At 41.5% G+C, this 12,585-nt stretch carries 12 protein-coding genes; 3 read left to right on the top strand and 9 right to left on the bottom strand.

All coding sequences use genetic code 11. The annotated features are described in order from the left end of the window. Window positions 1-98: 98 nt before the first annotated feature. From AC0UA9_RS15180 to AC0UA9_RS15140, 9 genes are all read right to left on the bottom strand, one after another. Complete coding sequence (locus AC0UA9_RS15180) at window positions 99-686, bottom strand: DUF502 domain-containing protein (protein WP_475661232.1); 588 nt, start codon at window positions 684-686, stop codon at window positions 99-101. Window positions 687-773: 87 nt separating this feature from the next. After that, complete coding sequence (locus AC0UA9_RS15175) at window positions 774-2,111, bottom strand: DUF2254 domain-containing protein (RefSeq protein ID WP_475661230.1); 1,338 nt, start codon at window positions 2,109-2,111, stop codon at window positions 774-776. A gap of 164 nt (window positions 2,112-2,275) precedes the next feature. After that, on the bottom strand, window positions 2,276-3,913 hold the full coding sequence (locus AC0UA9_RS15170; protein WP_475661229.1) for a M28 family metallopeptidase: 1,638 nt from the start codon (window positions 3,911-3,913) through the stop codon (window positions 2,276-2,278). A 127-nt stretch (window positions 3,914-4,040) separates the two neighbouring features. After that, window positions 4,041-5,300: a response regulator gene (locus AC0UA9_RS15165; protein WP_475661228.1), complete on the bottom strand. Its 1,260-nt coding sequence runs from the start codon at window positions 5,298-5,300 to the stop codon at window positions 4,041-4,043. A gap of 26 nt (window positions 5,301-5,326) precedes the next feature. After that, window positions 5,327-7,513 carry a DNA helicase II gene (gene uvrD, locus AC0UA9_RS15160; protein ID WP_475661227.1) on the bottom strand — a complete coding sequence of 729 codons (2,187 nt, stop codon included), beginning with the start codon at window positions 7,511-7,513 and terminating at the stop codon, window positions 5,327-5,329. Between the two features lie 203 nt (window positions 7,514-7,716). Beyond that, window positions 7,717-8,469 (bottom strand): HAD-IA family hydrolase, encoded by a 753-nt coding sequence (locus AC0UA9_RS15155; RefSeq protein ID WP_475661225.1) that lies wholly within the window; start codon window positions 8,467-8,469, stop codon window positions 7,717-7,719. Between the two features lie 73 nt (window positions 8,470-8,542). Continuing rightward, window positions 8,543-9,211 carry a DUF484 family protein gene (locus AC0UA9_RS15150; RefSeq protein WP_475661223.1) on the bottom strand — a complete coding sequence of 223 codons (669 nt, stop codon included), beginning with the start codon at window positions 9,209-9,211 and terminating at the stop codon, window positions 8,543-8,545. Window positions 9,212-9,253: 42 nt separating this feature from the next. Beyond that, window positions 9,254-10,084, bottom strand: coding sequence for a diaminopimelate epimerase (dapF, locus tag AC0UA9_RS15145; RefSeq protein WP_475661221.1), 831 nt, complete (start codon window positions 10,082-10,084; stop codon window positions 9,254-9,256). Further along, window positions 10,084-10,257, bottom strand: coding sequence for a lipoprotein (locus AC0UA9_RS15140; protein WP_475661219.1), 174 nt, complete (start codon window positions 10,255-10,257; stop codon window positions 10,084-10,086). Before AC0UA9_RS15140 ends, dapF begins: the two co-directional genes overlap by 1 nt. Window positions 10,258-10,381: 124 nt before the next feature. On the opposite strand from AC0UA9_RS15140, the gene cyaY reads away from it, so the two are divergent. From cyaY to AC0UA9_RS15125, 3 genes are all read left to right on the top strand, one after another. Then, the gene (cyaY, locus tag AC0UA9_RS15135; protein ID WP_475661216.1) at window positions 10,382-10,708 is read left to right on the top strand and encodes an iron donor protein CyaY; all 327 of its coding nucleotides are present in this window, start codon (window positions 10,382-10,384) and stop codon (window positions 10,706-10,708) included. A gap of 23 nt (window positions 10,709-10,731) precedes the next feature. Then, entirely contained in the window at window positions 10,732-11,676 is a 945-nt protein-coding gene (hemC, locus tag AC0UA9_RS15130) for a hydroxymethylbilane synthase (protein WP_475661214.1), read from the top strand. Between the two features lie 95 nt (window positions 11,677-11,771). Further along, window positions 11,772-12,563 (top strand): uroporphyrinogen-III synthase, encoded by a 792-nt coding sequence (locus AC0UA9_RS15125; protein WP_475661213.1) that lies wholly within the window; start codon window positions 11,772-11,774, stop codon window positions 12,561-12,563. The last annotated feature ends 22 nt before the right edge of the window (window positions 12,564-12,585 follow it).

Genomic DNA, 12,585 nt, shown 5'->3' with positions numbered 1-12,585 from the left:
GTGGGTTTAGTGAAAGCTTGCATAAAGTGTTTGCTTAATCCCATGCTTTATTGTCTATTTTATTTATCGGGTTGGTATGCATTTTTATTGCGATTAAGCTATTTTGTTTCTTTTTGCTGTGCAGTAGCAACACCACCACCGGTTAGCGATATTCTCATGGCAGTTTCAACGCTAATATCGAGCGGAGTTAACTGGTCTTTGTCGATATATAAAGTATAGCCACCTATTTGGTAACTTAGCGGAATGTAAACACCTAGTTTTTCATTGTTTTCAAACAGCGTCTGGGCACCTTCATGGCTCGTAACAAAACCTATTAAGTGAATACTGTCACTAATCTTTACCGAAACAACGCTTTGTATTTGTTGCTGTTTGTTAATACTGATTAAATTAACGGCGTCTTGCAGCGCGCCATAAATGGTTTTTACAATCGGTATTCTTTCTAATATGCTGCTACTAAAGCTGATTAATGACTTTACAACATAAGCGTTTACCGCTAAACCTGCTAGCAGCAGAATAACAAAACCGAGCAGTAAGCCTAAGCCGGGAAAGTAAATACTTTGCGGGATCAAAGGTGTTAAGCTTGTTTCTATTGTTCCTATTAACCAGACAAAAAAGTAAATAGTGAGCGATAGTGGCAATAAGGCAAGTAGCCCCTGCATGACTAAGATAGCGAGTTTTTTTAACATTAAATGTCCTTGTTGTCTTGTCGTTAGGCGTATAGCTATTAGCGTAAATTGTATTTCAACTGAGATGATGGCTCAACATTAGGCCGCTTAAAGGTTAACAATAAACGCAACTCTGCTGCTAATTTCTTTAAAGTCTTGTTCAACCAATGGTTGTTTAACTTGCTGCGCCTCAATCATTTTACTTTGGCTGAGGACAAAGTGTTTTTGTTCATCATTTTGCGCAAATCGCTTAAGTTCGCTTAACCCATCGAGTAACCGGATAGTAACAGATATATCACCCGTGGCGTGTTGCCTAACTTGCTCAAGCGCCTCTCTCGCAATATCAGTAAAGGTTAACACTTTACAAACCAACCTCAGCGTACCTTCTTGATCATACCGCTGCTCCTCAGGAAATACTCTCGTTGTTAACCCGCACAAGACTGAATTAAGCTTATCAACACAAGTAATTGCCGTGTATGGATCATTAATACCGGGGGAGAGTGCGCGTAAAGCAATTTCGACTAATTGCCGCACTGCAAATTTAGGATCTTGAACCGGTGTTCTACAGGCTCCCAACACAACATTAGCCATTATTTTTTTGGCTAAACTTTTGTCTACTGCATCATTGGCAACGGCATTAACCGCATAAATAGTGGCCACAGTTGCGTCTTTCACGACAAAGTTCCCTGAGGTAAGTTTGCACTTAATCAGCACATTATATTCCGTAGCTAAGGTTATTAGTGCCGCGTGATCAATAGTTTGCACATAGCCACTACATTTTGCGAACACATTAAATAGTTGAGGCCTTTGCCCAATGTCTGTTTGTCGCGAGCCAGTGTTAACTACATTTTGTTCTTGAATATTGCTTGAAGGAAAGAGGTTTTCAATACTGCTTTGAAGGTCTTGATACACATCGTCAATCACAACATCTGCCTGAATAGACCTTGATACATGATGAATAAAATAGATCAAAACCCCCACGCTGCTGCAGGTCATTGCTAGGGCAATAACCACGGTTAAGCCCGGTTTAAAAGCGTAGGGCTCTGCAAAACTAATGGCGCAAAACACCAGAATACAAAACAAAAAATTAGCAATAAAAGCGCCAAGTACCACTTGCGTACCGGTATCCATCATAAAATTACGCAGCAAACGGGGGCCAAATTGCGATGAGGCTAAGGTTAAAGCAACAATAGTGAGTGAAAAAGCGATACTGGTCACGGTAATCATAGCGCCAGCAATCGTCCCTAATAAAGAGCGAATGGCCTCAATATCCATTTTATACAGCAGTGGCAATGAAAGCCCAAGGCTATCTATATAAACAGCGTCAATATAGATAGTAAAAAACGCCAGCATAATAGAAGAAAGCACCATAAGGCTTGGTAAAAACCAAAAGCTCGTACGTGCTTTTTCTATCAGTGGCGCATACTTAACAATATTAAATTGCACAGCTCTACTCTTTTTATTATTGAAGTGATCTGAGTATATAGTAGTAGCTGATACTATTCATAATAGATATATGAATAAAAATGATGGTTGGCTGAAAAAATAAGCCGAGGCCGCAGGTTAGGAGCCTGCATTAAGGCCACGGCTACATTTACTATGATAAGATTTTAGCGGGTAAACTCTGACGTTTTGCTCCATTTAGGCCATACATTTTCTTGAGATAGCGCATACCCAATGTCATAAAAGGCTTGTATATCTTCTACTGCACCAGACAGATCCCAGTCATCACTATATTCATCACATAGGCCATGATAACACTGCGTTAAGCTGTCATGTAGTTTAGCGCGTAATGCTTTGGTTGCTTCATCAACTGGGGTTGGCCCTGTTTTTGCGTAAAGTGCAGGAATGCCAATGCTAGCAAAAGCAAAATGATCAGAGCGATAGTAAATGCCGGCTGCTGGACGAGGGTCGCCTGCAATAGTGCGGCCTTGTTTTTTCGCAGCGACAGCCAGGTAGTTATCTAATTCTGACTGGCCTAAGCCATAAACAGATACGTCACTGCTTCTTCCGCTTACACCTAAGGCGTCCATATTAATGTTAGCGACAGTTTTAGCCGCTGGTATAATAGGGTTAGCGGCGTAATATTTAGAGCCTAGTAACCCTTGCTCTTCTGCCGTTACCGCTAAAATGGTAATTGAACGCTGTGGCGCAACCGGCAATTTAGCAAAGGCTTCTGCTATTTCAATCAGCGCACCCGTGCCTGAGGCATTATCTACTGCGCCATTATAAATTTGGTCACCCGTTAAGCTCGTATCTTTACCTAAATGATCCCAGTGTGCAGTATAAATAATGTGTTCGTCGGGCTTAGTGCTACCAGGTAAAGTCGCGATAAAGTTATATGACACTGACTCTTTTACCGTGTTTTTTACTTTAACTGACGCGGATAAATCCCCCATAGCAACATGATAACTGCCTTTAGCGGCTTCAATTTTAGCTTGTTCAAAGTTCAAGCCAGCGCGTTCAAATAACTCAGATGCCACCTCGCTATTTACCCAGCCTTCAACAGCAACACGCCCTTTATTTAAATCGTCACGTACAAAGCCAAATTGAGGGCCACTCCATGAGTTTGCCACAACTGACCAACCATAAGATGCCGGTGCGGTTTCATGAATAATAATGGCACCTTCAGCACCTTGACGGCTGGCTTCTTCGTATTTGTATGTCCAACGCCCGTAATAGGTCATCGCATTACCATTAAAAAGCGCTGGGTCTTGTGTAGCAAAGCCGGGGTCATTCACCAACATAACCACGGTTTTACCCTTTACGTCTAAGCCCTGGTAGTCATTCCAGTTATATTCTGGTGCATTAACACCGTAACCAACAAAGACTAATTCTGAATCATTAAGTTGCTCAAAGTCGCTAATGCGGCTCGAGCCCATCACCATGTCTTGACCATATTGGTAATCTTTACCACTTATTGACAAGGTCATGTCGGTCGATGCCTCAATGGAGACCATAGGGACTTTTTGCAAAAAGCTGTCGCCATTGCCAGGTTTAAACCCAACAGCGGTTAATTGCTCAGTTAAGTAGGCCAGTGTTAGTTCTTCGCCTTTACTCGACGGCGCACGGCCTTCAAATTCGTCTGATGACAGCACTTTAATATGGTCAATAAGTTGTGCCTTATTAATGCTGTTGTAACTTGCCGCAATATCTTTCTCTGTGTTGCCTATTACAGCGCTATTATTTGCACCACAACCACTTAGTACCGCGGAAACAAGCAAAGTTAAACCCATTATTTTTTTCATTGTGTGTATCTTTTAATTGAGGAAAATGATCTAACGATTATAAACAAATATTTTCACCGATAGCCAGGCTTAGCAACAAGCGGAAAGCCTGGTAAACGAGAAACTGTAAATATATCAACACAAGCACTTAACTTTGCTCTTCACTACCCGAAATAACAATTTGATTTCGGCCATTATCTTTAGCTAAATACAGGGCATTATCCGCATCACTCATTTGTTTTGAAAAGCTGTCTTTGCTGTCAAACACCACACCAAAGCTAACACTAATAGATATTTGTGTGTTACCCGCGGGTATATCAGATACTGCCACTTCACGGCGAAAGTCATCTATTTTAATATAAAGCTGATCGGCATCTACACCATGTAACAATAGGCCAAAGGTGCCACCTGCTAAACGTGCCGATAAACCACCCGCAAAGTGTTTACGCATGTATAAAGCTAACACTTTTAATACCTGATCGCCCGTTTCGTGGCCATAGGTATCATTCACTTTTTTAAAGTAGTCAATATCAAATACCGCTAAACAATAAGATATATCGCGCTTGCTATATTCGGCTATGCGCTGCTTAGCGCTATTAATAAAGGTTCGCCGGTTTAGTAATTCAGTTAAATAGTCTGTGTTGGCTGTGTGCTGAATTTGCGCAATATTGCTTATGCTTTCAATGTTCTGGGTAATACGGCAGTAAAATTCTTCTGGACAGAATGGCTTACGTAGAAAATCGTCAGCGCCATTTTTAATAAAGCGAGCTGAATGAATACCATTTTCAGCACCAGAAATACCAATCACTGTCATTTGTTCGCGGGTATATTTTTTACGAATTTCATTGGTTAGCGTTATGCCATTCATTTCGGGCATTTCTAGGTCGGTGATCACCATTTTAATGTTTTTATGTTGACGCAATTGCGCTAACGCTTGCACGCCATTATTTGCTGTGTAAACCGTAAAGTTACGGCGTTTTAATAAGCCAACAATATGCGTACGCGCTGCTGATGAGTCATCAACCACTAAAATAGACTTATTACTGTTTGTTTGTTGCCCATGTAAAATACGCTTTAAGTATAAAAACGCTTGGCTGTTTTCTTTCGGGATATAGTCTATTACAGGCTGGGCTAATATTTTTTTTCGGGTTGTCTCATCCATTTTGCCGGTTAAGACAACGCTGGGGATTTTGTGTGATAACACATAAGCAATTGCTTCGCCGTCTGGTGCGTCAGGCAGTGAAAAGTCAACTGTGGCGGCAAAAAAATCAGTATCCTTTGATAAAATTTCTTCAACTTGGGCTAACGTCGTAGCTATCACCACATCAAAGTTTAGTGACTGGGCTATTTGTTTAATAACACTAGCAATTGGTTTGCTGTCTTCTACTACGAGTAATTTTTGTGACATTGTCAGCCCTTTTTATTGAATTTATATTAAACTGCTTGTAAGTTCGCATACTCAACCACGAGCCACTTACTACCCACATCAGCAAAGTTAACCTGAATGCGTGATTGCGCGCCACTACCTTCATAATTTAGCACAACACCTTCACCAAATTTAGCATGTTTTACTTGTTGTCCCAATTTAAAGCCTGTGTTGGCAAATGTTTCTAAAGTAAAGGTGTTAGAGAACTTGCCTACCGCTTTAGGTTTGGCCACTTGGCTTTGCATGCGTATTTCTTCAATACATGCTTCGGGTAGTTCACGTAAAAACCGGCTCGCTTTATGAAACTTTTCTTGTCCGTAAATACGACGACTTTCTGCATGGCATAAGTATAGCTTACTCATCGCTCTTGTCATGCCAACGTAGCATAAGCGTCGCTCTTCTTCTAAGCGCCCTATTTCTTCTACCGACTGTTGTGACGGGAACATGCCCTCTTCCAGGCCAGCGATAAAAACTAACGGAAACTCTAACCCTTTAGCTGAATGCATTGTCATTAACTGTACCGCTGATTCAAATTCATCCGCTTGTGACTCACCAGACTCTAAAGCTGCGTGCGTTAAAAATGCGGTTAAGGGCGTTAGTTCTTCGGCCAAGTCTTGGTCAGATAAAGGCGCACTTTCAAAGGTTTGACAGGCCGTAACTAATTCATTTAAGTTTTCAATACGCTGCTCAGCGCGTTCGCCCTTTTCTGCTTTGTACATGGCTTTTAAGCCTGAATGCTGCACAACAAAGTTGGCTTGTTGGTCTAAGTCTAGGTCAGTTGAGTCGTCTTCGAGTTGGTCAATTAATTGAATAAATTGGCTAATGGTTTTAGCGCTGCGTCCTTTTAACTGCTCAGCCTGCAGCATTTGTTGGCACGCTTGCCATAAGGTTACTTCTAGGCTTCTGGCAGCATCACGAATTAACGCTACAGTTTGATTACCGATACCACGCGTGGGTGTGTTGATAATACGCTCAAAGGCCGCGTCGTCGTCTCGGTTATTAATGAGTCGTAAGTAAGCTAAGGCATCTTTTATTTCTTGGCGCTCGAAGAAACGCTGTCCGCCATAAATACGATACGGCAACTGCCTTTGCAGTAAGGCTTCTTCCATCAAGCGTGATTGCGCATTAGAACGATACAAAATAGCCACTTCATCAAGCTTGCCGCCATCGTCATGCCATTTTTTAATACAGCCAACAATAAAGCGAGCTTCATCTATTTCGTTAAAAGCCGTGTACACCGATATTTTTTCACCGGCTTTATCATCCGTCCACAGCTCTTTACCTAGGCGGTTATTATTATTGCTAATTAACTGATTTGCGGCGTTAAGAATATTTGCGGTTGAACGATAGTTTTGCTCTAAACGAATGGTTTGAACCTCACTAAACTCATGGGTAAAGCGCTCAATGTTTTCAATACGTGCACCGCGCCAACCATAAATAGATTGGTCGTCATCACCCACTATCATGACCTTAGATTGCGCACGCCCGAGCAATGTTAACCAAGCATATTGTATGGCATTGGTGTCTTGAAATTCGTCAACTAAGATATGGCCAAAACGTTGTTGATAATGCGCGAGTAATTCAGGGTTATTAAGCCAAAGTTCGTGAGCACGCAGGAGTAATTCGGCAAAATCAACGAGGCCTGCACGGTCGCAAGTTTCTTGATAGGTTTTATACACTTTGACAAAAAGCGCTTCGCTAGGGTCAAACTGGGCATCAATATGCTCAGGCCTTAACCCTTCATCTTTTTTGCCATTGATATACCAAACAAATTGCTTCGCGGGCCATTTTTTTTCATCCAGCGCTAACGTGCGAATAATACGCTTAATTAAGCGCAGTTGGTCGTCACTATCAAGCACCTGGAAGGTTTGTGGTAACTTTGCTTCTTGAAAATGCATACGAAGGAGGCGGTGCGCTAAGCCATGAAAGGTGCCTATCCACATGCCATGGGTGTTGCCACCGGTAACTTGTTCAACTCTGGCGCGCATTTCTGCTGCGGCTTTATTAGTGAAGGTTACCGCTAAAATAGAATGTGACGCTGCTTGTTCCACTTGCATTAACCATGCAATACGCTGAACTAATACCCGCGTTTTACCAGAGCCCGCCCCCGCTAACACCAACATGTTTTGTTTAGGTGCTGCAACAACTTCGCGTTGTTTATCGTTTAAAGAGTCGAGTAATTCTGAAACATCCATCGTGGAAACCTTTACTTTGAGAGGGGAATAATTTTTATAGGGCAGGATATAGTAATGTGATTAAAAGCCTGCCTACGAGTTAGGGTATATTTATTAGTATAGTGAATAGTGTAACACTGGTTTTATGTACAGTCAGCCTTTTGTATAAGTTTAACGCCAATCTCAATAAGCGCGTCAGTACAGCGGCGCTACTTCTCCTTAATTTACAAGCCTGCCAACTGGGTTAGCCGGTTTAATTCAATATCTGGCAGTAGCGTAATGGGTTGCCCCACATCATAACAAGACAACCAGGCGGTTTGACAACCTGCAAGTAATGCCCCTTGAATATCTGCGCGTCCGCAGTCTCCTACATGCAGTAGCTGAGACGGTTTGATCATGAGCTTTTCGCACGCTAAGTCAAACATGTCACTTGCCGGTTTTTGCCTTAATAACGTGCCATCTGATTGCCACCCTGCATGGTAAATATGCTGAAAATAGTGCGCAATACCTAATGTGCTTGTATCAACATTGCCGTTACTAATAGCAATAAGTGGGTATTTTTCACGTAAATTTGCCAATAAATTTACGCTTGCCTTAGGGAGAGTAAAGTCACTGCGTAATGAAATAAAATAGTTAAGCGCCGCTAATGCTTGTTGCTCGGCTGTATTTTCACTTAAGCCTAGGGCAATAAAACCAAGGCGATACGTCACTAAGCGCACTTGTACAACATCATGGGCTAAGTCGGGTTGTTTTTGCACAGCTTGTTGACGAAAATACCGCCAAAAATGGTGGTTGAGCACCTTAGGAAGTTTAGTTGTATTGTCAATGGGTAAACCGTTGGTCCAAATAGCCAAACCAGAGAAATAAGCAATCATTTTCTTTTCTATTGCCTGCATTATCGGTTTATTGCTGTAAAGCGTATCATCTAAGTCAAAGCTTATTGCTTTAATAGTAGACAAACGTCGGTAGAATTTCATTTTATGGTCGCTCTATTATCAATATCGGAACTAAGTGGAAAGCAACTCTTTGCTTAGGTAAACACATTAACCGCTATGTCGTAAGGTGTTGGTACAATAACTTGGCAACCAAACGTTTAAACTGGCTTAATAATAAAGTGTCCATGCGTGGATCAAAATGGTGTGCGTCATTGCTGCTAATGGCTAAAAAACCTAACGTTTTTTCTGCGTGGGTTAACTTCACCAATACAACAGAGCCGGGACAGTTGTGCGAGAATATTAATTCTTGCTCGCTTTGTTGCAGGCGGCCAAAATAATAATCACTGCTTGCTAAGCGGTTATGCATTACGCCCTGACAATCATTTTTAGATAAACTATCATGTTTAATGCTAGTTGCTTCGCTAAGGTATAATGTAAAAGCAGACAACGACAATAGCTCTGTTGTTGTTTGTACTAAGCAATCAAGTAATTCACCTGCCGATTGACAGTCAATCAAGCGTAGGTATAAATCGCTATAAAGTACAAATAAGTCTTCGTTATGATGAGCGACTGACATTAACTGGGTGATTTCGTCTTCTAAATTCTGCACTTTTTGCCTGAGTTGCTGTTGCTGTCTTTCTACTAACGAAACCGTTCCTCGCTTGGTGTCGTTTAACCTTAACCCTGTGATTAATTCGCTATTACGGTTAAAAAACTCAGGATTATCTAGTAAGTAGGCGCTAACCAACTCATCAGTTAAGGGTAAGTCATCTATATTTGTCATGTGTTGTTCACTTTTCATCTAATTTCTTCAATTTTATTGTGCTTATATAGACAATTGTCCATCAAAAACATGTACGGCAGGACCAGACATTTTTACTGGACTCCCAACCCCTTTCCAGTAAACCCTGAGCTTTCCGCCAGGCAACTCTACTGTCACCTGCTTGCTGAGTTTGTTTTGCATTTGACCCACAACAACCGCAGCACAGGCGCTAATACCACAGGCTAAATTCTCAGCAGCGCCCTGCTCATAAACACGTAGTTTTATCTGATTTGCCGCAACCACTTCCATAAAGCTGACATTCGCGTGTTCTGGAAAACGTTCATGTTGCGAAATTTCTTTACCTAACTTTTCTACTGGTACGTCAAGCACATCATCAACGGTTACCACACAATGGGGGCCACCTAACGACACCACACCGCAAAGTACAGTTTCAGTTGCGCTACGCAAAATATAGGTTCCCTCAGTTTTTTGTGCCACAAAGGGTATTTTAGCCGGTTCAAACTGGGGGACTGGCATAGTGACTGAAATATTGCCATCACGCTCAACAAACAAGGTCACCTTGCCCGAGCCGGTTGAAGCACGGATTTTATTTTTATTACATAAGCCCTTCATGCGTACAAAGCGTGCAAAGCATCGTGCTCCGTTACCACATTGGTTCACTTCGCTACCGTCTGCCTTAAAAATACGATAATGAAAGTCTAAATCGGGATCATAGGGAGGTTCAACGATCAATAAATGATTAAAGCCAACACCCAAATGTCTATCGGCTAGCTTGGCGATTTGTTCAGTCGATAAATAAGCATTCTGTGTAACATTGTCTAAGACTAAAAAATCGTTACCTAGGCCATGCATTTTGGAAAAATTCACTAGCATTATGACTGTTTCTTAAGTTGTTTAGTCACCTGTGCAGGCTCTTTTATTACGGGTTTTTTCATTGTTTTACTTTCTTCGACTTGGTATAAGTCACCTTTTGAACCACAGCCAGAAATAATAAGCGTGGTAGAAAAACAGAGAAATAAAAGCGAAAAATGTTTAATTGAATGCATAAGTACTAGTTATTGCCATGAAAGTCGTTTAAGTCAAGCTTTTCAAGTTAACTTAATAGGTATTTATTTTGTCAGATTGCTATTATACTCACATGCTGATTATCCAAACAACAAAAGAAAGCCAATGAACGATAGCCAATATAATTTAATCTCTGAAGATTTGTTACTTGCTGTTGAAGAAGCCATTGAAAACTGTGGCGTTGACATAGACTATGAAAGTGCCGGTGGTTTATTAACCCTAACCTTTAAAGACAGCAGCAAAATAATTATTAATAAGCAAGCACCATTACATGAAATTTGGGTAGCTACAAAATTTAATGGTCATCACTTCACCTATTCTGACAATGACAAAACATGGACAGATAAGCGCGGTGGTGATGAGTTTTGGCGGTTTTTATCAAACGCCGTCAGCACACAAGCTGCAACAGAAGTAACTTTATCCACTGAATAATCGATACCTTTGGAAGAAACAAAATGACAACTGTAAAAATAGCGACTCGCAATAGCGCCCTTGCCCTCTGGCAGGCCGAATACGTAAAAGCACAATTAGAGCACTTTCACCCGCAGCTTGAGGTTGAGCTTGTTCCCATGACGACCAAAGGAGATGTCCTGTTAGATACACCTTTGGCTAAAGTGGGTGGTAAAGGACTTTTTGTTAAAGAGTTAGAAGTCGCTATGTTAGAAGGCAGAGCTGATATTGCTGTGCATTCAATGAAAGATGTACCAGTGGATTTTCCTGAAGGCTTGGGCTTAGAGGTCATTTGTCCACGCGAAGACCCCCGTGACGCCTTTGTTTCTAACACCTATTCATGCCTTAGCGACTTACCCCAAGGTGCTATTGTTGGTACGTCTAGCTTGCGTCGTCAGTGCCAACTAAAAGCTAAACGCCCAGATCTAGAAATTCATGATTTACGCGGTAATGTTAATACGCGCCTTAAAAAACTTGATGAAGGCCAATACGATGCTATTATTTTAGCGGCAGCTGGCTTAATTCGTTTAAAAATGCGTGAGCGCATTACACAATATATTGAGCCTGAGGAAATACTCCCTGCTAACGGTCAAGGTGCTGTAGGTATTGAATCTCGTATTGACGATGAACGCATGAGAGCATTACTTAAACCACTTGAATGCCCCACCACACGAATAAGAGTATTAACCGAACGTGCGATGAACAAAGCGTTAGAAGGCGGTTGTCAGGTACCTATTGCCAGCTACAGCCTTGTTTCTGACGACGGTAAAGAAGTGCACTTACGTGGTTTAGTAGGTGCAACAGACGGAAGTGAGTTAATTGAAGGTGAAATTACTGGCCCGGTTGAGCAAGGCGAAGCGTTAGGTAATGCATTAGCACAAGACTTACTGAATCGTGGTGCAGGAAGAATTTTAGAAGAAGTTTTCGCTGCTCACGCTGCCGATAACTAGTCCTTATACCATGAGTTTCATTTAATTCTCGCTAAGAGGGAAGTAACTTAATAGGCCTGGTATTACCAGGTCCATTAACATAATGTTTGATGAAAATGATGTTTAATAACCATAATGCGCTTAATGTTTTAATAACGCGACCAACTAAAAAAGCACAAGCGCTTGCTAGGTCGCTGAGCAATATGAATATTGCCCATGTTAATCAACCCTTATTTGACTATCAGTCATTAGCTGAACGCCAAATAAGTAAAGATTTATTAACCAATAATAATATTATTGTTTTTGTTAGTGTTTCTGCGGTTGAGTTTGCCCATCAATGTTTACCCGCAAAGGATTGGCAATACCAACACCTTATTGCCGTTGGTGAGGTTACTAAAATAGCACTGCAGCGATTAGGGTTTTCGCAAGTTCATTGCCCTGAGCAGGAAAACAGCGAAGGTTTGCTGGCACTGCCAGTGCTAAGTAAACATTTTAATGGTGAGCCTATTACTATTGTTCGTGGCGATAGCGGCAGAGCGCTTTTAGCCAAAACATTAGGCGAGCGAGGTGCTACTGTCAGTTATTTAAATAGCTACCAATGTGTATGGCGACTATTCAACCAAAACATGAGTGAATTCTGGCATGCTCGGAAAATAAATTGTATTGTAGCAACCAGTAACGCTATATTAGAAAGACTACTACAATTAACACTGATTAACCCAACATCCCGTAATAAAGCTGATGAAGCGTTAGCGAGGTATTGGCGTACAGAGTGTGTATGGATAGTCGTTAGCCAACGTATCGCCGACACCGCACAGCAGTTTGGTTTAAAACATGTCATCGTAAGTGATGGTGCTAGTGAGGTAGCTATAACTGATATATTAACGCAAATACAAGGTAATGAGTAAATCCATAATCACGCTAGCAATC

This window comes from Colwellia sp. F1 (genome assembly GCF_056238625.1).
The sequence above is the reverse complement of the archived record's forward strand: the minus strand, read 5'-3'. Positions and strand labels throughout refer to the sequence as shown.

Coding starts and splice junctions, on each gene's coding strand:
- AC0UA9_RS15170 (WP_475661229.1), bottom strand. CDS start 3,913: ATGAAAAAAATAATGGGTTTAACTTTGCTTGTTTCCGCGGTACTAAGT.
- dapF (WP_475661221.1), bottom strand. CDS start 10,084: ATGCTAGTGAATTTTTCCAAAATGCATGGCCTAGGTAACGATTTTTTA.
- hemC (WP_475661214.1), top strand. CDS start 10,732: ATGACAACTGTAAAAATAGCGACTCGCAATAGCGCCCTTGCCCTCTGG.
- AC0UA9_RS15125 (WP_475661213.1), top strand. CDS start 11,772: ATGATGTTTAATAACCATAATGCGCTTAATGTTTTAATAACGCGACCA.
- AC0UA9_RS15165 (WP_475661228.1), bottom strand. CDS start 5,300: ATGTCACAAAAATTACTCGTAGTAGAAGACAGCAAACCAATTGCTAGT.
- AC0UA9_RS15155 (WP_475661225.1), bottom strand. CDS start 8,469: ATGAAATTCTACCGACGTTTGTCTACTATTAAAGCAATAAGCTTTGAC.
- cyaY (WP_475661216.1), top strand. CDS start 10,382: ATGAACGATAGCCAATATAATTTAATCTCTGAAGATTTGTTACTTGCT.
- AC0UA9_RS15180 (WP_475661232.1), bottom strand. CDS start 686: ATGTTAAAAAAACTCGCTATCTTAGTCATGCAGGGGCTACTTGCCTTA.
- AC0UA9_RS15150 (WP_475661223.1), bottom strand. CDS start 9,211: ATGACAAATATAGATGACTTACCCTTAACTGATGAGTTGGTTAGCGCC.
- uvrD (WP_475661227.1), bottom strand. CDS start 7,513: ATGGATGTTTCAGAATTACTCGACTCTTTAAACGATAAACAACGCGAA.
- AC0UA9_RS15140 (WP_475661219.1), bottom strand. CDS start 10,257: ATGCATTCAATTAAACATTTTTCGCTTTTATTTCTCTGTTTTTCTACC.